The organism is Streptomyces sp. C36, assembly GCF_040932295.1.
GTDB classification, from domain to species: domain Bacteria; phylum Actinomycetota; class Actinomycetes; order Streptomycetales; family Streptomycetaceae; genus Streptomyces; species Streptomyces triculaminicus.
Genome location: NZ_JBFQGI010000001.1, coordinates 943,715 through 964,715 on the forward strand (window position 1 = coordinate 943,715; position 21,001 = coordinate 964,715).

A 21,001-nucleotide genomic window follows, 5' to 3' on the forward strand; every position below is an offset into this window, starting at 1 on the left:
GCGGGCCGTCCAGGCCCGGAAGGGGCGACGGCGTCAGACGGCGGGCGTATTGAGCACGTACTCGCGGGAGGCGTGGACCTCGTCGCGCAGGGCGGCCAGGTCGACATCGAGGACCTGGCCGTTCCATTTGCGGGGCTCGCCGTTGATGAGGACGGCGCTGATGTTACGGGCGTCCGAGCCCAGCACGACGGTGCCGACGGCGTCGTTGAGCGGCATGTTGTTCAGGTCCTCGGCCTGGATCACCAGCAGGTCGGCCTTCTTGCCCGGGGTGAGCGAGCCGGTGACGCCGGCCAGCCCGTTGGTACGGGCACCCTGGAGGGTGGCGAAGTCCAGGACGTCGTGGGTGGTGATGCGGGCCGGCTGCTGGTCCGTGCCGTGGGCGGTGTTGACCGCGCGCATCCGCTGGATGGCGTGCAGAGCCCGCATCTGTGTGAACATGTCGCTGGCCAGCGCCACCTCGACGTCGATGCTCAGACCGGGCCGCACCCCGACCGACAGGGCCTCGTCGATCGCGGGGATCGCGGTCTCCAGCCCGATCTGGGCGTCCGAGGTCGGAGCCAGGGCGATGGTCGTGCCGCTCTCTCCGATCGCCCTCCACGCCTCGGGGGTCAGGCCGGTGGCGTGGATGAGGGTGAGGTCCGCGTCGAGGATGCCGGCCCTCTCCCAATCCAGGATGGCCCGGGAGGAGGAGACGCCGAAGACGGCGTCCACGCTCACACCGATTCCCAGGTCCTTGGCCGTGCGGGCGAGTTCGGGGCCGTAGGCGAGGGCGGCCCCGGCGACCTCGTCGGTGGCCAGAGCGGCCAGCCGCAGGGTCAGCAACCCGTCCTCGCCGACGAAGTACTTCTCCTTGAGGCGGGCCAGGTCACCGGGCCATTGCTTGGCCCAGTCGCCGAAGTGCGGGCCCATGGAGGCGTGCACCCCGCGGATGCCGGTGTCGATGAGGGCCTGGACGGCGGCGTCGGAGTGTTCAGGGGTACGGGAGTTGTGGGAGAAGTCGAGCATGCACGTGATGCCGCTGTCGATCGCCGTCAGCGCGGCCAGCCTGGTACCGACGTACATGTCTTCGGGCCGGTAGGCCGTGGCGTAGCCGGCGAGGGTGGACATCACATAGGCACCGAGATCGTCGACGTCCGGCATGATCCGACGCAGCTGCGTCTGCCAGGCATGCCGGTGCGTGTCGACGAAGCCCGGCGTGAGGATCGTGCCGGTCGCGTCGACGACCACCGCGCCCTCCCGGCTCAGGTCAGGACCTATCGCGGTGATCGCGTTGCCCTCGACGAGCAGATCGGCGCCGTCCAGGACACCGGAATCGGGATCCATGGTGACGATGGTCGCGCCGGTGAACAGAACGCGCCGCTTCGGGTCGGCGGATCGGCGCCGAAGCTGTTCGAGCACGTCAGGGCTGGTGGTGCCGGAGGAGATCAAGGGGAGGATCCTGTTCGTCATGCCAGGGGCGACGGGCCCCTACGTGGTGAGCTACGACCCCAGCCTCGGGCCAGCCGCCGGCGGCAACCAGGCCGCCATGTGCCCGGGTACAGCACACCCCGGCTCATCATCGCCACGCGATACCGCCACTGTTCTGAAGATCCTCCGTGAGATGAGCGCCTCGGGGTGTGCGATGGATCAGTACCGGCGCGTCGGCCTTTACGGACGCGAACCCCACGGGTCGCCGGGGACCCAGTTGCCGTGCAGTCCGAGCGGCACCCGAACGGGTAGGTGGATGCGGGCGACCGGCTCGCCCGTGAAGTCCTGGGCGGACAGGATCACCAGGTCCGCCGCGCCGCGCTCGGGGTCGTGCACGTACGCCATCACGTATCCGTCGTCTTCGGCGACGGGCGACTCCGCGGGGACGAAGACGCCCTCACCGACGGCTCCGAACCGGCCGAACTCGTGCGCCTCGGTCGTGCCGCGCACCACGTCGTGCTTGAGCAGGGCGTTGCTGAACCCGGTGCCCGGCCGCGGGTCCATGGGGCCGGTGGGCGGGGCGTAGAGCTCGACGGCGGCCGAGTACCCGTAGCGGTAAGGACGTGCGACGCGGTGGGAGTTGACGCGGGGGAACTCCTGGGTGCGGTCGTCGAGCCGGTCCTCCCGCACCTTTCCGGCGGCGAGGTCGATCCGCCAGCGGTCCAGGGTGGGGCGGCTGTTGCCGAAGTCCCTGATGTCGAAGCCCTCGGGGTGCCGGACGATGTCGACGACGATGTCCGTGCCGTCCTCGTAGGCGTTGAGGGTGTGACCCACCAGGCTCGGCGTGACCTCGAACCAACGCACCTCGCCTCCCGTGCGGGGCATGACGCCCACGCGCGCCTGGTGCGAGTCGTCCCAGACGAAGGGGACCCCGGTCGGAAGGTGTGCGGCGCTGAACAGCACAGGGGCGTCGAAGAGGATCACATGGTGCTCGGTCAGCGCGAAGTCGTGCATGTAGGGGTTGCCGGGCGCGTGGATGAGCGTGGTCCGCACCACCGTGCCGGTCTCGTCCATGACGATGTGCTGGACGTGCTCCGAGCCGTAGAGGAAGGCGAGCGAGTGCAGTTCGCGGGTGTGCGGGTCGAAGATGGAGTGGGCGTTGGCGCTGTAGCCCTCGGGAGTCACCCCGAGCTCGCAGGGGCCGACCGTGTCGAGGTCGTAGGTGAGCTCGTAGGGGCGTATCCCGCCCTCTATGAGGGCGAAGGTGCGGCCCGCGAGCCCGGCGACCTGGACGTTCGGTGCCATGTCCAGGCGCTCGTCGAAGGGGATGCCGCGTCGTGGTTCCCCGAGCCGGTCGGCGACCGAGCCGGAGCGCACCCAGCGGTTGCGGTACCACTCGGCGCGGCCGTCGCGGATGCGGACCCCGTGCACCATGCCGGCGCCGAGCGTCCAGATGTGGGCGGCGGGGTCCTCGATGCCGAGCGGGTTGGGGCCGATGCGCAGGTAGCGGCCGTTGAGGTGGACCGGGATCCGGCCGGTGAAGGGCAGGTCTAACGCGGTGACCTCCTCGGTGACCGGTGCGAAGCTCCCCGAGAGGTAGCGGTTGATCGTCATGTCAGTCCTTGTCACTGCTTTGTCCCTGTTCACTTTGTCCCTGTTCGGCGAGGAACGACTGTCCCAGCGCCGTCATCAATGTGTCGTAGCGGTGCGCCGCGGTCTCCGGCGGGAAATGGCCGGCGATCTCCAGGCTCACCGCACCGTGTGCGGCCGCCCAGAAGAGCTTGGAGATCTCGTACGCGTCTCCGGGCCGGAACACCCTGGAGTCGATGCACGCCTGGACGGCCGTCACGGAGGCGTCGAAGGCGGTCTCGGCCGCGCTCAGGGCATCGGCGCTCGGCCGGTAGCCGGGTATGGCCTGCTCGAACATCACCCGGTAGTAGGCCGGTTCGGCCAGGGCGTGCGCGCGGTAGGCGGCTGCGAGATCGTTGAGGTGGGCCAACGGACCGCCGGCACCTTGTATTTGCTGCTGCGCGCGCCGCAGCCGGGCGAACCCCTCCCGGTAGAGGGCGTCGGCCAGACCTTCCTTGCCGCCGAACATGGTGTACAGGACCTTGGTCGAGGCGCCGATCCCGGTGGCGATCCGACGCATCGTCAGGGCGGCCGGCCCCTCCGTGACCAGGAGGTCGATGGCGTGGTCGAGGATCGTGGTGCGCACGGCGGCTTGGCCGATGGACTGGGCGTCCTGGTAGGGCGTGTTCACGGCAACACCGTATCTGATGGGTAACGCTGTTACCAGCCCTGCCGGTTCGACTTCAGCGCTGACTCATGTGAGCTCGCGTATTCAACTGGGGTGGGTTGAGCGCACCGCGGCGTTCAGCGCGGGATCACCCAGCTCGGCGTCCAGGTCCCGGCGGCGTCGTGCCCGGCCGCCGTGGCGGCGAGGTGGGCGCGGAGGGTGGCCAGTGCCGGGTGGGGGTTGTCGCGGTGCCAGAGGAGCGAGTGCGGGTAGACGGGCGTGGGGTCGGTCACCGGGATGCGGCGCAGGCCGTGGCCGGCGGGCCAGACGAGGCGGGTGTGCTCGCCCATGAAGGTGGCCAGGGCCGGGGTGTCGGCGACGGTGTCGAGGAGGGCGTCGGAGCCGAAGTTGGGGCCGGTCGCCTCGATGGTGAGGCCGAACTCGGCGACGAGGCCGTCGTAGTAGGCGGCCCACTCGGTTCCGGGGACGATGCCGGGCATCCAGATCCGGTGCCCGGCGAGCTGGGCGAGGGACACCGACCGGGCGCCCGCCAGCGCGTGGGCGGGGCCGGTGAGGAGCTGGAGGGGCTCGTCGACCACCCGGACGGACTCGATGCCCTCGGGAAGGGGACGGCCGGGCGCGGCGACGGCGCGGAAGGAGGCGTCGATCGTGCCGGAGCGGATGGCGGCGACGGCCGTGTCGATGTCGAACAGCGTCACCACGTCGAGTTCGATCTCGGGGTGCGCGCGGTGGAAGCCGCGCATCAGGCCCGACGCCGCGCCGCGCAAGTTGATCACATCGACGCGCAGCGGACGGCGGCCGGCGCGCACGGACGCGACCGCGCGCTCGGCGACGCGCAGCAGCTCCCGGGCGTGGGGCAGGAACGCCTGCCCGTCGATGGTGAGCTCGGCGCCGCGCGGCGTGCGGGTGAACAGCCGCACGCCGAGGTTGCGCTCGAGCGCGGCGATGCGCTTGGAGACGGCCTGCTGGGTGACCGCCAGCTCGGCGGCGGCCTCCTGGAACTGCCCCGCGTCGGCGGCGGCCACGAAGGTCCGGACGGTGTCGAGGTCCATGCCGACACCCTAGGGGTACAACCGTTGGTTGTGGCTGGGTGGCCTTGCGGTTGTTTGATCCCTGGGTAGGGCGCTCGCTTTGATTGGTTCGATCGCGGATCGGTTGTACGGGTGAGTGGCGAGGGGGCGTGGGGCATGAGGAGCGGGCACCGGCTGGGGCGGCGGTTCGGGTGGCTGTGGGGAGCGTACGGGACCAGCGCGCTCGGCACGTGGCTCGCTTTCGGCGCGTTCCCGCTCATCGCCATCCGGGTGCTGCACGCCGGACCGGCCGAGGTCGCCGCGCTCTCCTCCGTGGGGGCCGCGGTGGGCGCGGCCGTGGCGGTGCCGCTCGGCCCGTGGGTGGAGTTCCGCCGCAAGCGGCCGGTGCTGATCGCGATGGACCTGGTGCGGTTCGCGGCGCTGCTGACGATCCCCGCCGCGTTCGCGCTCGGCGTGCTCACTTTTCTTCAGCTCCTGCTGGTCTCGGTCGTCGTCGCGGCGGCCGACATCACCTTCCGCGCCGCCTCCGGCGCGTACCTCAAGACGCTGCTGCCGGCCGAGGACATGCTCGTCGCCAACGCCCGATTCGAGTCCACGGCCTGGACGACCACGATCATCGGACCGCCACTGGGCGGCGCGGCGATCGGGCTCCTCGGTCCGGTGGCGACGGTGGTGGCCGACGCGGTCAGCTACCTGCTCTCGGCCCTGGGCATCCGTGCGACGGGCGCGCACGAGCCACGACCCGAGCGCCGGGAGGCCCCGCGCGTGCGGGCCGGGGACCTGCTCGACGGCTGGCGGTACATCCTCGCCGACGCGACGCTGCGTCCGCTGTTCTTCAACACCGCCTTGTTCAACGCCCTGGTGATGGCCTCCCAGCCGCTGTTGGCCGTCCTGATGCTCGGCCGACTCGAGTTCACGCCCTGGCAGTACGGCCTCGCCTTCGCCGCACCCTCGATCGGCGGGCTGCTCGGTTCGCGGCTGGCCCGACCGCTCGTCACCCGGTTCGGACAGCACCAGGTCCTGGTCGTGTCCGGGACGCTGCGCGCGCTCTGGCCCGTCGGCCTGGCCTTCATCGGGCCGGGCGCCGGAGGACTGGTGCTGGTGATGGGCGTCGAGCTCGGGCTCATCTTCTGCTGCGGGGTCTTCAACCCCGTCCACGCCACCTACCGGCTCGAACGCACCGCGACCGACCGGGTCGCCCGCACGCTGTCAGCCTGGGCAGTGACGACCAAGGCCGCGACCGCGCTCCTGACGGCCGCCTGGGGCGTGCTGGGCGCTCTGCTCGGCCCGCGAACGGCCATCGGCCTGGCCGGCGTGCTCCTGCTGGCGACCCCGCTGTTGCTTCCCCGCCGCGCGGCAGCGCCTCTTTCCGAGCCGGAGCTCGAGCCGGAGCCGGAGCCGGCGCCGAGCCGTGCGTGACGGACCTCCACCGCCGGCACCGCGATCGGGCTGCACCGCCCGTTGCTCACCAGTGCGGGATGACGAAGTTGAATCCGGCGGCGTTGTGCTCGTTGCCCGCGGGGCAGCGGCCCTTGGACGGGTAGCCCCAGAAGAAGAGGCCGTAGCAGTTGGTGCAGAAACGCCAGTACGCCTGGGCGTTCGGGGTCTCGACGACCTCGTGCGGCAGCACGAAGTTGAAGCCCGCGGCGTGGTGCGACCCGCCGACCGGGCACCAGCCGCCGCTGGGGTAGCCGAAGAAGAACATGCCGTAGCAACGGTCGCAGAAGCGCCAGTTGGCCTGGGCGTTGGGCGTCTCGCCCACGTTGTACGGGATGTCGAAGTCGTAGCCGGCCATGTAGTGCGCACCGCCGGCCGGGCAGACGCCGTTCTGCGGGTATCCGTAATAGAACATGCCGAAGCACTTGTTGCAGAAGCGCCAGTTGCGCTGGCCCTGCTGCCGCGTCGGTCCCTGGCCGGAGACGGGCGCGGCGTACGCCGACGTCACGCCGCCGGTGACCGCACCGGCCGTGGCGACGGCCACGAGGCCGGCGGTGGTGCCGAGTGCTCTGGAAAGGAAGAGACGGCGCCCAGGGGGCTCACCGTCGGACTGCCGCGAGGGTTCGTCGGAACGTTCGAGAAAGCCCATACCCACCACTTTCCGCGCCGATGACTGCCGAGTCGTGCATGAAGCGGCCATGACACTAAGGGTGTGCGTGCGCCCTGGGTAGGCGGCTTTCGGTCACTGCGGATGCCGGCGGGTGCCGGCACCCGCCGGCCCCCGAGCCGGCCGCAGACTGCCTGCGCCCGCCCACCGCACGTAATTCGTTTGACCTGGTCACGGGGCAACGCTGCACTGTGGCGGGGCACCACGAGTCGTGGTGCCGGTATCCCGGGGAGGCAGCGCAGCAATGGAGATCCGTCCCACGACCGACGAGGATCTCGACGTCTTCGTCGACACACTTCATGCCGCGTTCGGGCTCTTCCCGGAAACCCCGACCGAGGGCGGCGGCGGTCTGTGGTGGTCGGCGCTCGAAACGGACCGCAACCTGCTCGCCAGGACTGCGGACGGGCGGCCCGTCGGCACCGCCGGCGCGTACTCCTTCGAGCTCACCCTGCCCGGCGAGATCCTCGCCCCGGCCGCCGGCGTGAGCGCCGTCGGCGTCCTGCCCTCGCACCGACGCCAGGGCGTGCTCAGCGCGATGATGCGGCATCAGCTCGCCGAGCTGCGGGCCCGAGGGGAGTTCCTCTCCGTCCTGCTGGCCTCCGAGGCCTTGATCTACGGCAGGTTCGGCTACGGACCGGCGACCTACACGCAGCGGCTGACGGTGCCGCGCCACCAGGCCGCCTTCGCCCTCCCTCGGGCGCGCGGAACAGTCGGCGCCCCGGCGACCGGATCGGACCCGGGCTCCATCGAGCTGCTGCGGCGTGCCGAGTGCGGCGAGATCCTGGAAGAGGTCTACGACCGGTACCGCCGCGCACAGCCCGGCGCGCTGTCCCGGCCGCACCGCTGGTGGGCCTTGGGTGCGGGGCGGCCCCCGGTTGCTCCGGCGCCGCGCTACGTCGCCGTCCACCGGGACGCCGACGCCGTCCCGGACGGGTACGCCAGTTATTCGGTCGAGTCCGGCACCCTGACGGTCGACGAGAACATCGCCACCGACGACGCCGTCTTCACGGCCCTGGCCCGCTTCGTGCTTGAACATGACCTGGTCACTCAGGTCGTGTTCAAGCACGTTCCGCCCGAGCACCCGCTGCGCTGGCAGCTCGCGGACTTCCGGGCCGGGCAGGTGAGCGACGACACCGACTGGCTGTGGGTGCGGCTGCTGGACGTCCCGCGTGCGCTGACCGCGCGTGGCTGGTTCGCCGACGGCGAGCTCGTCCTCGACGTCGACGACCCGTTCCTCGGCGAGCACGGCCGCTACCTGCTGACCGTCCGGGACGGCAAGGCCGACTGCGTCCCGACGGACCGGGCGCCCGACCTGTCCCTGGACGTGAGCGACCTGGGCTCGGTCTACCTCGGCGGCACCGCGCCGAGCACGCTCGTACGCGCCGGACACATCCGGGCCCACCGCCCGGGCGCGGCCACCCTCGCCGACGCCCTCTTCCGCGCCGACCGCCCCCCGCACTGCCTGCACTGGTTCTGACCGTTTCGCCGCCCACCCCGCAGGCCTCGACCGCGAGAGTCAAGTCGTTGCGCCGTGCTGTTGGGACGCGTAGTCCTCGGGGCAAGGGCCCGGGTAGACCGAGAAGCGCAGATATGTCGTGATGTCGCCGCGGCGGCGCCCCGTCCGGTAGCTGACGAGCTCCTGGAGCCCAGTGAACGAGTCCAGTGATGTGGGCGCCAGGGAGTCGACAAGAGTCCGGTAGGGGCCGACGGGTACGCCCTCTTCGAGCAGGACCGCCTCAACCCGGCGGACCACCTCCAGTTCGTCTTCACAGAGGTCCGGCATCCGCAGGTATGTGGTCGCCTCGTCAGCCCGGTCCGCGCCGCCCCGGAACGCCAGACACGTCCACGCCGCCTCACCCGCGTCATTCCTGTGCGGACCGGCGAGTGTGCGGAACACCTTCGACGCCTGCAGCGGATCGTGGGCCCGTGCCGTCGAGGCGTAAGCATTGACCGTGTCCAGATCCACGACGCGATTGCGCCAGTACACCTTGGCTCGTGCCTTGGGCTCGGGGGACAGGTCCAGGGCGAAGAACTCGAGCTCCCTGTCGCTCGGGACCGGTCCTTGCGATCGTGTCGCGTTCTTCCACGCGGAATCCATGTGCAGCCGCTCCATGGCTTGCCCGATCACGGCCTCGCGCCTTCGGTGGTCCCAACGGTAGAGGCCGAAGTACGCCTTGAAGGTGAGCCCCTCGCCAGGGCGCCAGGCCATCGCGTGCCAAAGGGGTGCGGGCTCGTGGCCGGCATCACCGAGGAAGATGTCCTCGACACTCAGGTATCGGTCGAGGTCGACGCCAGGCCGGCTTGCAAGTTTCCGCGACACTTCCATGGCTGATGCGCTGGGCCGGGGTGAGCAGAACCCGGCGTCGAAGAGGATCCGGAGCTCCGGCTGGGCTCCTGACCAGTTGATCGAGAATTCGGCCGGGAAACCATCTGCCGCAACGTACGAGGGCATTCGGCATTCGCGTCCGATGCGCGTGTCGAACCAGTCGGTCAGGACCTCGCGGATGATTGCTTCCGTCTGTCTCATGCCTTCATGGGGAAGGCGGAGTGCGCTTGCTGCGCTTTCCCATTGACGGCATATGAACTCACCGAAGGACTGATCGCCCGCATCGAATATTGCATACCGTGGTGCCATGGATCGCTCAACTTTCCGTGTGTGTGTCGAAACCGCCCTCTTCGGGGCCGGCGCCGGCGCGGTGTCCCGGTCCTGGCCGTCCGCGTGGCACTCCGGGGAAGCCCGCCCCGGGTGCTTCGCCGGCATTTCGCGCGCCCTTGTCTCGTTGACGCTCGAGCTCACAACTCGGCGGTCCCGGCGGTGATCGCGTCGAGTACTTCGTCCACGTGTTCCCTGTGCGTGCGATGCGCGAGCACACAGATGCGGATCAGCTGCCGGCCCGCGATGGTGGTGCTGTGCACCATCGCACGGCCGTCGGAGTTGATCCTGTCGAGGAGCCGTCGCGTGGCGGCGTCGGCATCACGCCGTGCCGTCGCCCCGGGTCGCCTCGGCCGGACGGCGAAAGCGACGGTGGTCAACTCGGGCCGCCAGGGGACGTCGAGATGCGGAACGGCGCTCAGCCTGCTGTGAACACGGCCCGCGAGGTCGAGCTTTTCATCGAGCGCGTCGCGAAAGGCGGACAGCCCGTGGAGGTGCAGCGGGAGCCACACCCTCACCCCCCGGTTCTCTCTGCTCAGCTCGATTCCCCGTTGCGCGTAGTCCGGAAGGGCATCGGACGTGCCGACGTCCTGCAGGGCGGCGGCGGAACCCTCGTGCGCGGCATGCAGACGGGCCGGCTCCCGGACTACGAGGGCACCGGTGCCGAACGGCAGGAACAAGGCCTTGTGGGGATCCAGGGTCACGGAGTCCGCCCGCTCGATGCCTGCCGTGCGCTCGCGGCCGCGTGCGGTGAGCCGGAAGAAGCCCCCGTAGGCCGCGTCCACGTGAAACCAGAGGTCCTCGCGATCAGCCAGGGCGCCTGCGTCCGTCAGCGGATCGATGGCTCCGGTGTCCGTTGTCCCCGCTGTCGCGACCAGCAGGAATGGCCGCAATCCCGCACTGCGATCGGCGCGTATCCGTTCCGCGGCCACGCCGAGATCCATCCTCAAGTTTTCGGCGACCGGTATCACGCGAACGTTCTGCTGCCGGATCCCGGCGATACGGGCAGCCTTCGCAACGGAGTAGTGCGCCTGTTCGCTGACGTAGATGGTGCCCCGCCCGATGTCCTCTCCCAGCCGGTCATGACGAGCCGTCACCACGGCGGAGAGGTTGGCCATGGATCCGCCGGTGGTGAGGACTCCCGAGCTGCCGGGCGGAAGCCCGCACACGTCCTGCGCCATCCAGCGCAGGACACCTTCCTCCAGGGCCGTCAGGGCGGGTGCCGCGGCGGCAAGGGTGCCGTAGCGGTTGAGGGCCCTGGTGAAGAACTCGGCGAGTGCCGACGAGTAGAGTCCGCCTCCGGGTAACGCGGCCATCAACCGCGGCCCGGCGGATTCGATGGCGCTCTCGGCGGCCGTCCCGAGCCGGTCCATGAGTGACGCGAAGGGGGTGCCGTTCTCCGGCGGCCCCGACAGGAAGGACTCCGCCAGCTTCTCCTCGACCTCGGGCACGGTCCTGTCGTGCGTCGGTCGGGAGTCCAGTGTCGTGAGGAAGGTGGCGACCTGTTGCGTCACCAGGTCCGCCATGTCCACCATCGTGGCTCGGTCGGGTTCCAGCGGCGAGGCGCGATGGATCTTCATGACGACTATGATCGCCGCACATCTCACGCGGTGTGACGGTGACTCCGCTCACCTTCATGGCCGACCCTGCGAGGGCCCGGCCGGTGGGGGAGAGGACCGGCCGGGCCCTCGCTGCCCGGCCGGAGGGCACGAGCGCGCCATGACCGTCCGGCGGTCAGTCCATCGTCGCCGGGGCCGTGCGTGCGAAGTGGCGGGCGGTGGGCACCAGGGCCGCCGCGGCCGGTACGAGGAAGCAGGCGGCGGCGCATACGGCGAGTACGGGGGTGACCCCGAAGGCGTCGATGGCCGGGGCGATCAGGGCGAGGCCGACCGGCGCGAGGCCGTAGGAGACGAGGAAGTCCAGCGAGGAGACGCGCGCCAGCTTGTCCGGGGCGACCTCGCGCTGGGTGGCCGTGAACCAGGGCACGTTGAACAGTTCGATGCCGATTCCGGCGACGGCGTACGCGGCGACGACCACGAGCGGTTGCACGGGCAGCATCAGGCTCAACGGGGCGAAGCCGTACGCGGCCAGCCCGGCGAAGGCGGCCCAGCCCTGCGAACGCGGCCGGCAGCGGGCGATGACCAGCGCCCCGCCGAGCGCTCCCACGGTGTACGCGGTCATGGCGGCGGCCAGGACCCACTCGGTGTCGTAGCGGTCCCGGCTGATCAGGGGCAGTGCGACGCTGGTCGCCGAGTAGCCGAGGGCGATGACGGCGACGAGTGCGACGAGTCCGGCGAGGAACCAGGGGTGGCGGCGTGCCTCGCGTATCCCTTCGAGGAACTCGGCGCGGAAGCCGGCGCGCGGGGCGGGCTCGGCGCCGGCCCGGTTCGCCACGGTGATGCCCGTAGTGCCCTGGCCCGGGACGAGTGCGGCGACCAGCCAGAGCAGGCCGATGCCGAGGAGGAGCGTCCCGATGTCGAGGAAGGCCGCGAGCAGCGCGGTCAGGGCTGGTCCGGCGAGCGTGGAGCTGCGTACGGCCATGGTCATGGCGGCGTTGGCCTGCTGACGGTGCTCGGGGGCGACGGTCTCGGCGGTGAGCGCTTGGAAGGCCGGGCGGCAGGCGCCCTGTCCGGCGCCCGCGAGGGCGGCGGCGGCCGTCATCAGTACGAGGGAGCGGCCGAGTCCGGCTGCGAGGAGGGGTGCGGCGACCGCCGCCGCGAGGGCCGACCAGAGGACGACCGTGCGGCGGGAGTGCCGGTCGGCCAGTACGCCGCCGATGGCGACGGCCACGAGGAAGCCGGCGGTGCGCGCGGCGAGGACCAGGCCGAGGCCGGCGGCGCCGAGGCCGCGGTGCAGTACCGCGAGCCCGAGGACGAAGGGCAGGGCCCAGGTCGCGAGGCCGGAGGCGGTGGTGCCGGTCCACAGGCGCAGGAACGCGGCGCTGCGAAGGACTGAACGCGGGGGAGGGGCAGCGGACTTGATCGCTGCCGGCGTGGGTGTGGTCGTCACGGTGTGGGTGCTCCTTGAGGGTGTGGGGTGAGGTTCGATGGCCGCACCCGATTTCCTTAATGAAAATGAATACCATTACAGTACCCTCGAGTGCAGCACTCCTGCCCCGGTGCACCACAGCACTCACGCTTTCCCCACCCCTCGCCCCCTCTCGGACCGGAGAAGCCATGCGCCACCCCGCCCGCCTCGGCATCGCCCTGACCATCGCTCTCGCAACCGTGGGCTGTTCCGCGGCAGTCGGCGACAGATCCAAGGAGGGCGACGGCCCCGCAGCCCGGGCCTCCGTCAAGGCGACCTCTGTCACCAGCTGCGGCAGCCGGCTGTCCTTCGCCGAACCTCCCCGGCGGGCTGTCGCCCTGGACCAGACCTCGACCGAGACCCTGCTCGCCCTCGGACTCGAGGACCGGATGGCGGGAACGGCCAACCTCAAGACGAAGATCCCCGCGCAGTACGCGGCCGCGTACGCCAAGATCCCCGTCATCGCCCCGAAGATCGCCACCGGCGAGCAACTCCGCTCCGCCACCCCCGACTTCCTCGTCGCCGGTTCTTCGGACCTCTACACCAAGGACCGCGCCGGCACCCGGGAGGAGCTGGCCGCCCTCAAGGTCCCCACCTTCGTCAGCGCCGTCGACTGCCCACAGCAGAACCCGGCCGTCAGGTCCCCCTTCGAGCGGCTCTTCTCCGACTACGAGAACCTCGGCAAGGCCTTCGGCGCCGAGCAGCGGGCCGGCAAGCTCGCCGCCGACCAGCGCGCCGCGGTCGCCAAGGCCGGGGAGAACGCCTCCAAGACTCCCCACGGCGACGACCGGCCGACCGTCGTCCACCTCTACTCCGTCTTCAACGGCATGCCGTACGTGGCGGGCAAGTCCGGCCTGCCCAGTGAGATGAGCCGGATCGTCGGCGCGAAGAACGCCTTCGACGACATCGACGAGGACTGGCCGGAGGTCTCCTGGGAGGAAGTCGCCAAGCGCGACCCCGACTTCATCGTGATCGGCGACCTGTCCGAGCGCGGCCGGCCCGGCGACAGCGCCGCCGAGAAGCGCGCCACCATGGCCGAGCACCCGGTGATATCCAAGCTGTCCGCGGTCCACGACAACAAGATCCTCGAGGTGCCGGGCATCGAACTGGACCCGTCCGTGCGCTCCGTGCACGCTCTGGAACTGCTGGCCAAGGGGATGAAGGACCTCGGGTATGTCCGCTGACCCCCTCGCCCCGAAACCCACCGCGGATCTCCTGCTGTCACCCGGAGCACCCGGAGCACCCGGATCGCCCGCACCGGCCGGTCGACCCGGCCGGTCCGCGGCCACCCAGGCACTCCTCTTCCTCCTCTCCGCGCTCGCCCTGGTGGGCTCCATGGCGGCAGCCGTACGCATCGGCACCGCCGACGTGGGCTGGACCGGCCTCGCCCGCGTCCTGGGCACGCGACTCGGCCTGGGCGTCGAGCCGTTGCCCCCACTGCTGGACTCCCTCGTCTGGGACCTACGGCTGCCGCGCGTGCTGATGGCCGCCCTGGTCGGCGCCTCCCTCGCCGTGTGCGGCACGGTCCTCCAGGCGATCACCCGCAACGCACTCGCCGACCCCTACCTGCTGGGCGTCTCCTCCGGCGCCTCGACGGGAGCCGTCACCGTGGTCGTCCTCGGAGTGGGCGCGAGCACCCTTGGGATCACCGGTGGCGCGCTGGCCGGGGCGCTGCTCTCCTTCGGGCTGCTTCTGCTGCTGTTGCGACGCACCGGCCTGGATTCGGCCCGCATCGTGCTCACCGGCGTGGTCGTCGGCCAGCTCTTCACCGCCTCGACCTCGCTCGTCCTGATGGCCTCGGCGGACGCGGACACCACGCGGGCCGTCACCCACTGGCTGCTGGGCTCGATGGCGCCGGCCCGCTGGAACACCGTCGTGGTCTGCGCGATCGTCACCCCGCTGGGGCTGGTGACCGCGTGGCTGTGCTCGAACGCCCTCGACGGGCTCGCGTTCGGCACCGACACCGCCGCGTCCCTCGGAATCGGCGTACGGAACACGCGGATGCTGCTGCTCGCGGTCACGGCCGCGCTGACCGCGGTGGCGGTGGCCACCGTCGGCGCCATCGGCTTCGTCGGGCTGATCGTCCCTCATGGGGTGCGGTTCCTCGTCGGGCCGTTGCACCGGGTGCTGCTGCCGTACGCGGCGCTGGCGGGGGCGGTGTTCCTGGTGTGGACGGACGCGCTGGCGCGGATCGCCTTCGCACCCCGCGAGGTACCCGTGGGCGTGATCACCGCACTGCTCGGCGTGCCGCTCTTCCTCCTCGTCCTGCGCAAGAGGGGTGAACTGTGAGGATCACCGCCGAAGGCCTGAGCTGGTCGGTGGCCGGCACGCCGGTCGTACGCGACGTCAACGCGGACATCGCCCCCGGCGAGACGGTCGGACTGCTCGGCCCCAACGGCTCGGGCAAGTCCTCGCTCCTGCGCTGCCTGGCCGGCCTGCGGGCCCCCGACACGGGCACGGTCCGCTACGACGGCGAGCCCGTACGGGACTGGAGCGCGCGCCGGATCGCCCGCCATGTCGCCTTCGTCGAACAGGACTCGGGCGCGGACAGCGACCTGCGGGTCACCGACGTCGTGGGCCTGGGCCGGACGCCGTTCCGGGACCGCTGGCGCGGGCCGGACGCCACCGACCGGGACGTGGTCGCCGCCGCGCTGGAACGCGTCGGACTCACCGCGCTCGCCGGCCGCTCCTGGAAGGCCCTGTCGGGCGGCGAGCGACAGCGCGCCCACATCGCCCGCGCGCTGGCCCAACAGCCGTACGCGCTCCTGCTCGACGAGCCCACCAACCACCTCGACGTCAAACACCAGCTGGAACTCATGCGGCTGCTGACCGGTACGGACCGGACCGTCCTGGTCGCGCTGCACGACCTGTCGCTCGCCGCCCGCTACTGCGACCGGCTGCTGCTTCTGCACCATGGCCGCCTGATCGCCTCCGGCACCCCCGCCGCCGTCCTGACCACCGAGCGGCTCGCCGAGGTCTTCGAGGTCGACGCCGATCTCGCCACCGACACCCTCGGACACCCCGCCGTCACCTACCGCGGGCCGCTCGGCGGCGCCCCTGCCCTGGCACCCCGACCCTTCCCTTTGAACCTCTCCGAATCCCCGTGAAAAGGAATCCCATGCACCGGACGCCCCCCGCCATCACCCCCGCCCCGACCGTCGACGCGCTCGTCGAGGCCGTCCTCGCGGGCGAACACGGCCCGCTTCCCTCCGAACTCGTCGCCACCAGCGTGTTCTGGATCCACCACGGCACCCGCCTCGCCGGCGGCGACACCACCTACCTCAACCAGTACGTCCTGGTCCGCCTCGGCGACGCCTTCGGCGGCTGCGCCTTCGAAGCGGGCGAGATCGACCCGGTGATCTGTCGTGACTCCTCCGGCGCCCCGCTCGACGTCCTGCTGCGCGAAGCCCCACGCCCGCTGCGGATCGCCGGCCTCGACGCCTACCTCTCCTCGATCCGACCGCACCGCGTGGCCGCCGAGGCGGGCGACGCCGAGCCCGTCACCCTCCCCACCGGTACCCCGGAGGTCCGAGCGACGGCCCGCGACGCGGCCATCGCCGGCCTGCTGGACATCGAGGAGGGCGCCAAGGTCGGCCTCATAGGCGTCGTCAACCCACTGGTCGCGGCGATACGCGAGCGGGGCGGCGAACCGCTGCCGTGCGACTTCAACCTCAGGACCACCCAGTGGGGCGACCCCGTCACCGATGACATGCACGAGGTCCTCGAGCGCGCCGAGGCCGTCGTCGCCACCGGAATGACCCTCAGCAACGGCTCGTTCGACACCATCCTCGAGCGCTGCCGCTCCCGGGGCGTCCCGCTGGTCGTCTACGCGCAGACCGGTAGCGCCGTCGCCCGTGCCTTCCTCGGCGCCGGGGTGACCGCCCTGTCCGCGGAACCGTTCCCCTTCTCCCAGTTCAGCGCCGAGGAGACCGTCCTGTACCGCTACCGGGCGGTGAGCGGCGCATGACACCCGCCGCCCGCACCACCACCACCACCGCCGTACGCGGTGCCGACGCCCTCTCCGTAGGCACCTCCGTAGGCACCGGATACGCCCCGTGTCACCACGGCGAGATCCTCCAGGGCGTCTTCCTCGACGGCGATGGACGCCGGTGCGCGGGCCTGGTCACTCTCCCCATGGCCGGGCCGGGCAGCAGCGCCGAGTTCGTCCGCCGGCCCGGCACGGCGCCCCAGGCGCTCACGGTCGTACCCGCCGACCGTACGAAAGCCGCCCTGGCCGCGGCCCTCGCGGTGGCCGAATGCGCGCGGCGGACCGGACAGCCGCTCTGCGGCGGGGAGTTGCGGCTCACCGGTGCCATACCGGTGGGCCTGGGCATGGGCAGCTCCACCAGCGACGTCATCGCGACCGTGCGCGCGGTCGCGGACTCCTACGGGCTGCGGCTGGCCCCCGGCACGGTCGCCCGGCTCGCCGTGCACGCGGAGTCGGCCTGCGATCCGCTGATGCTGGACGACCGCCCGGTGCTGTTCGCCCAACGGGAGGGCCGCGTCCTGGAGGTCCTCGGCCCGGCCCTGCCTCCGCTGGTCGTCGTGGGCTGCGCCCTCGGCGGGGGCGCGCCCGTGGACACCCTGTCCCTGCCCGTGCACGAGCCCGGCGACAGCGATGTACGGGCCTGGGAGCGCATGCGCACGCGGCTGCGCCGCGCGGTGGCGACGGGCGACGTGCAGCTGCTCGGCCAGGTCGCCACCGCCAGCGCGCGGCGCGGACAACAGGTGCTCGGCCACCCGGAGTTCGACGTGCTGACCGGCGTCGCCCGCCGGGTCGGGGCGGCGGGTGTCCAGATCGCGCACAGCGGCGCGGTGGCGGGCGTGCTGTTCGACCCGGCCGCGCCGGGCCTGCGGCACCGCGTCCGCAGTTGCCTGCGGGCCCTGGACGCCCAGGGCATCCCCGCCACTCGGACCTTCACGACCCTCACCACCACCAAGGAGCTGCTGAATGGACCAGCACATCGCGGAGTCGATCGGCCGGCCGGACCTGATACGCCTCGACGACCGGCTCGTCTGCCTGCGCTTTGAGACGATGAAGGTGGTCTCCGCCCTCGCCGCGGTACGCCACCTGCTGGACACCGGGGCGGTGCGGCGCGGGGACACCCTGCTGGACAGCTCCAGCGGCATCTACGCGTACGCCCTCGCCCTGGCCTGCCACCGGCACGGCATGCGATGCCACATCGTCGGCTCGACGACGGTGGACCACACGCTGCGCACCCAGCTCACCGTACTCGGGGCGACGCTGGAGCGGATGAAACCGTGCAGCGACCTCAAACTCGACCAGAAACGGCGCGTCGAGCGGATCCACGAGATCCTCGCCGAACACCCCGAGTACCACTGGATGCGGCAGTACCACGATGACATCCACTATCTCGGCTACCGCCCGATCGCCGAGCGGATCCGGGAGGCGACCGGCGCGGAAGGGCCCCTCACCGTCGTCGGCGGTGTCGGGTCGGGCGCCTCCACCGGAGCCCTCGCCCGCCACCTGCGCTCCGCGAGCCCGGTCGGCTCGGCCGACGTCGAACTCGTCGGCGTCCAGCCCTACGGCAGCGTCACCTTCGGCGCCGAACACGTCTCAGACCCCGAGATCATCATCGCCGGGATCGGCAGCTCCATCCCCTTCGGCAACGTCTCCCACGAGCTGTACGACACCCTGCACTGGATCTCCTTCGACGCGGCGCTGGCCGGCAGCGTCGACCTGCTGCGCCGGCACGCGGTCTTCGCGGGCCTGTCGACCGGCGCCGGCTACCTCGCGGCCCGCCACGAACGCGAGCGTTCCCCCGAGCGGACGGTCCTCTTCATCGCCGCCGACACCGGCCACCGCTACGTCGACACCGTCTACGCCCGGCACCGCGAAGCCGCGCCGATCGCGGATCTCACCCCAAGGGAGGTGCCCGACCAGAGCCGGCTGGCCCTGCCGTGGTCCCGCATGTGCTGGAACCGCGCCCCGGCCCCGGCCTTTGCCGTGGCGTCGTAGTGCCACGGCACCGGAGGAGCCAGGGCGTGTCCGACGGGTCGCCGACTCGCTCTAACAAGAGCGGGGAATCCCATCGGGCACTGCCAGCGCCTGCACCTCCGCGTAGGAGAGGGCCGTGAGGTCTTCCGGACGGCCGTCGCGGATGGCGGTCGCGGTGCTCACGGCCGCCGCCAGGGCGCTGCGGTAGAGCAGCGAGCCGAGGCTGACCCTGCGCACGCCCAGCGCGGTCAGCTCGGTGAGGGAGGGGCCGGTCGGCGAGTACAGGATGTTCAGCGGGACGACGAGCATGGCCGTCAGAGCGGCGATCCGGTCCGGATCGGACAGACCCGGCACGAACACCCCGTCTGCACCGGCCTGCTCGTACACCGCCAGGCGCGCCGCCGTCTCCTCCTCTCGACGTCCGAGCCAGTAGGTGTCGGTGCGGGCGTTCACGAACAGCTCGGGTACGGCGGCCTTGACGGCGGCGATCTTCGCGGCGTGCAGCTCCAGCGGGGCGAGGGAGCCGTCCGGGCGGCCGTCTTCGAGATTGATCCCCGCCGCGCCCGCGTCGTACAGCTTTCGGGCCAGCACCGCCACGTCCAACGGGTCGTCGCTGAAACCTCCTTCGACGTCGACGGTGAACAGGAAGGAGCCCCGTCCGAGCCGTCGGGCCAGCGCCACGGTCGCTTCGGCGGTCGCTGCCACCCCGTCCGGCAGGCCGGCGGCCGCGGCCACGCCGAGGCTCGTGGTACCGATGGCCCGGAATCCCTGCTCCGCGAGGGCGGCGGCGGAGGCATAGTCCCAGGCGTTGGGCAGCAACAGCGGTGCGGCCTGGTGGTGAAGGCCGGCGAAGGCGGTCAGCGGGCGCTGGAGCAGGCCGTCGGCCAAGGCCAGGGCGTGAGCTCGGCCGGGGCATACGCGCGGCGGTGCGCCGAAGGAGAGGGGTACGGGGTGCGCGCGGTGGGCGGCGGCCACGTCCAGGAGCACCACGTCGCCCTCGGCGATCTCACGACCGGCGATGCGCGTGGCACGGGCGCCGACCCGGCGCATGGCCCGCACCGGTGACGCCTCCCGGAGCGCGCGGGCCAGCGGTACGTCGCCCTCGGCCGCGGCCTCCACCAGCGCCGCCGTCGCCGCGCAGGCCTGCACCAGCAGCCCGATGCGGTTGGCGGCGGCCTCCAGACGGGCTTCGTCCGCCCCCTCGGGGGCCGCCAGGTGAGCCGTCAGCCAGGCCACCGCCTCGTCTGCGGCCGGGTCCGTGCCCCCGAAGTAGGCTTCGGCCACCACGGTCACCGCCTCGGCGACCGCCCCGGGCTCCGGCATCTCCAGGGCCTCGGCGAGGGTCCGTACCACCCGCAGGCGTACGTCCCCCGCAGGCGCCTCCATTGCTGCCCGGCGCAGCGCGGCGGGGTCCAGCCGGTCCAGTTCGGCCTCCACCAGGGCACGTCGCCGTCGATGCCGCTCCCCGGAGCTGAACCGGACCACGGTGGCACGCAACCACGCGACACTCGCCCCGGCGGTACCTCCGTCCGCCGCTGGCAACTCGGGGACGAGAGCCGGGTCCGCGAGCGCGGCCCGCACGTCCTCATGGCGGTCGAATTCATGCGTCGTGATCATGTGCGTCATGGCCCTGACCCTAGGGCCGCGACAGTTCGGCGCTCCCCGAACCATGCCTACGGCATCATCGCCTCATGCCTCAACCACCTCAGCTCGCCGAGACCGCCGCCCTGTTCGCCGACCGTACGCGGGCCGCATTCTGCCTGGCCCTGCTCGACGGACGCGCCTGGACGGCGGGCGAGCTCGCCCGGCACGCGGGGGTGCGGCCCTCCACCGCCAGCGAGCAGCTCTCCCGCCTCATCGAGGGCGGACTGCTGACCGAGGAACGCCAGGGCCGGCACCGCTACGTCCGGCTGGCCGGCCCAGAGGCAGCCAACCTGATCGAAGCGCTTACCTCATACGCCACCCACGCCTCGAGCACCCCACCGCCGCAGAACCTGCGGGAATCGGTGCGCCTGAGCGCCGAGGCCCGGGCCCGTACGTGCTACGACCATCTGGCAGGGCGATTGGGCGTGGCCTTGGCCGACGGGATGATCGCCCGAGGCCTGGTCGCCGCCGAGGACGGCCTCGCCGTCACCCCGGACGGCCGGACATGGCTGGCCGACACCCTGGGCTTCACACGACCGCCAGGCACCCGGCGGCCCCTGGTACGCGGCTGCCTGGACTGGACGGAGCGCCGCCCCCATCTCGCCGGAGCACTGGGGGCCGCCCTGTGCGCCACGGCGCTGGAACGACAGTGGGTGCGGCGAGTGGGTTCCGGACGCGCGGTGAAGGTGACACCGGAAGGGACCGAGGCGTTCCAGGAACTGCTGGGGGCGACGGTTTAGGCAGTGACTGCCGCGTCCTGGCAGCACGGCCGGTTCGAACGCGTCCGATGCCTCGAGCCGTTCCCGCCCGGGGGTCGTCTGTAGCCTGTCGTCATGGCGCCGGGGGGCGCCGTGACGGCAACGCTCCGCTTTCGACGAGGAGTTCGCGGAGCAGAGCTGTCTCGCTCGTCCGGGGCCGA

At 71.6% G+C, this 21,001-nt stretch carries 18 protein-coding genes; 9 read left to right on the forward strand and 9 right to left on the reverse strand.

Going from position 1 to position 21,001, the window contains the following annotated elements:
- Positions 1-33: 33 nt before the first annotated feature.
- From AB4K12_RS04215 to AB4K12_RS04230, 4 genes are all read right to left on the reverse strand, one after another.
- The gene (locus AB4K12_RS04215) at positions 34-1,449 is read right to left on the reverse strand and encodes an amidohydrolase family protein (protein WP_368432871.1); all 1,416 of its coding nucleotides are present in this window, start codon (positions 1,447-1,449) and stop codon (positions 34-36) included.
- Between the two features lie 198 nt (positions 1,450-1,647).
- Positions 1,648-3,021 (reverse strand): carotenoid oxygenase family protein, encoded by a 1,374-nt coding sequence (locus tag AB4K12_RS04220; protein WP_368432872.1) that lies wholly within the window; start codon positions 3,019-3,021, stop codon positions 1,648-1,650.
- A 1-nt stretch (position 3,022) separates the two neighbouring features.
- Positions 3,023-3,667, reverse strand: a complete 645-nt coding sequence (locus AB4K12_RS04225; RefSeq protein ID WP_368432873.1) for a TetR/AcrR family transcriptional regulator — start codon at positions 3,665-3,667, stop codon at positions 3,023-3,025.
- A gap of 113 nt (positions 3,668-3,780) precedes the next feature.
- Positions 3,781-4,716 carry a LysR family transcriptional regulator gene (locus tag AB4K12_RS04230; protein ID WP_368432874.1) on the reverse strand — a complete coding sequence of 312 codons (936 nt, stop codon included), beginning with the start codon at positions 4,714-4,716 and terminating at the stop codon, positions 3,781-3,783.
- 135 nt (positions 4,717-4,851) lie between these two features.
- Here AB4K12_RS04230 and AB4K12_RS04235 point away from each other — a divergent pair, with 135 nt between their 5' ends.
- On the forward strand, positions 4,852-6,114 hold the full coding sequence (locus tag AB4K12_RS04235) for an MFS transporter (protein WP_368432875.1): 1,263 nt from the start codon (positions 4,852-4,854) through the stop codon (positions 6,112-6,114).
- Between the two features lie 46 nt (positions 6,115-6,160).
- Here AB4K12_RS04235 and AB4K12_RS04240 read toward each other — a convergent pair whose 3' ends face one another.
- Positions 6,161-6,781, reverse strand: a complete 621-nt coding sequence (locus AB4K12_RS04240; RefSeq protein ID WP_368432876.1) for a hypothetical protein — start codon at positions 6,779-6,781, stop codon at positions 6,161-6,163.
- 262 nt (positions 6,782-7,043) lie between these two features.
- Here AB4K12_RS04240 and AB4K12_RS04245 point away from each other — a divergent pair, with 262 nt between their 5' ends.
- The gene (locus AB4K12_RS04245) at positions 7,044-8,276 is read left to right on the forward strand and encodes a GNAT family N-acetyltransferase (protein WP_368432877.1); all 1,233 of its coding nucleotides are present in this window, start codon (positions 7,044-7,046) and stop codon (positions 8,274-8,276) included.
- 39 nt (positions 8,277-8,315) lie between these two features.
- Here AB4K12_RS04245 and AB4K12_RS04250 read toward each other — a convergent pair whose 3' ends face one another.
- The 3 genes from AB4K12_RS04250 to AB4K12_RS04260 form a co-directional block, all read right to left on the reverse strand.
- Positions 8,316-9,326 (reverse strand): tryptophan dimethylallyltransferase family protein, encoded by a 1,011-nt coding sequence (locus tag AB4K12_RS04250; RefSeq protein ID WP_368432878.1) that lies wholly within the window; start codon positions 9,324-9,326, stop codon positions 8,316-8,318.
- 266 nt (positions 9,327-9,592) lie between these two features.
- Positions 9,593-11,032, reverse strand: coding sequence for an aspartate aminotransferase family protein (locus tag AB4K12_RS04255; protein WP_368432879.1), 1,440 nt, complete (start codon positions 11,030-11,032; stop codon positions 9,593-9,595).
- 154 nt (positions 11,033-11,186) lie between these two features.
- Positions 11,187-12,461 (reverse strand): MFS transporter, encoded by a 1,275-nt coding sequence (locus AB4K12_RS04260; RefSeq protein ID WP_368432880.1) that lies wholly within the window; start codon positions 12,459-12,461, stop codon positions 11,187-11,189.
- Between the two features lie 167 nt (positions 12,462-12,628).
- On the opposite strand from AB4K12_RS04260, the gene AB4K12_RS04265 reads away from it, so the two are divergent.
- The 6 genes from AB4K12_RS04265 to AB4K12_RS04290 are packed head-to-tail and all read left to right on the forward strand — an operon-like array spanning position 12,629 to position 18,459.
- Entirely contained in the window at positions 12,629-13,663 is a 1,035-nt protein-coding gene (locus AB4K12_RS04265) for an ABC transporter substrate-binding protein (RefSeq protein WP_368432881.1), read from the forward strand.
- Positions 13,653-14,768, forward strand: coding sequence for a FecCD family ABC transporter permease (locus AB4K12_RS04270; protein WP_368432882.1), 1,116 nt, complete (start codon positions 13,653-13,655; stop codon positions 14,766-14,768). The genes AB4K12_RS04265 and AB4K12_RS04270 overlap by 11 nt, the downstream gene beginning before the upstream one ends.
- The gene (locus AB4K12_RS04275) at positions 14,765-15,586 is read left to right on the forward strand and encodes an ABC transporter ATP-binding protein (RefSeq protein ID WP_368432883.1); all 822 of its coding nucleotides are present in this window, start codon (positions 14,765-14,767) and stop codon (positions 15,584-15,586) included. The genes AB4K12_RS04270 and AB4K12_RS04275 overlap by 4 nt, the downstream gene beginning before the upstream one ends.
- An 11-nt stretch (positions 15,587-15,597) precedes the next feature.
- Positions 15,598-16,446: a DUF364 domain-containing protein gene (locus tag AB4K12_RS04280; RefSeq protein ID WP_368432884.1), complete on the forward strand. Its 849-nt coding sequence runs from the start codon at positions 15,598-15,600 to the stop codon at positions 16,444-16,446.
- On the forward strand, positions 16,443-17,510 hold the full coding sequence (locus AB4K12_RS04285) for a GHMP kinase (protein WP_368432885.1): 1,068 nt from the start codon (positions 16,443-16,445) through the stop codon (positions 17,508-17,510). The genes AB4K12_RS04280 and AB4K12_RS04285 overlap by 4 nt, the downstream gene beginning before the upstream one ends.
- Positions 17,431-18,459, forward strand: a complete 1,029-nt coding sequence (locus AB4K12_RS04290) for a pyridoxal-phosphate dependent enzyme (protein ID WP_368432886.1) — start codon at positions 17,431-17,433, stop codon at positions 18,457-18,459. The genes AB4K12_RS04285 and AB4K12_RS04290 overlap by 80 nt, the downstream gene beginning before the upstream one ends.
- Positions 18,460-18,510: 51 nt before the next feature.
- Here AB4K12_RS04290 and AB4K12_RS04295 read toward each other — a convergent pair whose 3' ends face one another.
- Positions 18,511-20,064 carry an isocitrate lyase/phosphoenolpyruvate mutase family protein gene (locus tag AB4K12_RS04295; RefSeq protein WP_368432887.1) on the reverse strand — a complete coding sequence of 518 codons (1,554 nt, stop codon included), beginning with the start codon at positions 20,062-20,064 and terminating at the stop codon, positions 18,511-18,513.
- 65 nt (positions 20,065-20,129) lie between these two features.
- On the opposite strand from AB4K12_RS04295, the gene AB4K12_RS04300 reads away from it, so the two are divergent.
- Positions 20,130-20,822, forward strand: a complete 693-nt coding sequence (locus AB4K12_RS04300) for an ArsR/SmtB family transcription factor (RefSeq protein WP_368432888.1) — start codon at positions 20,130-20,132, stop codon at positions 20,820-20,822.
- Positions 20,823-21,001: the final 179 nt, after the last annotated feature.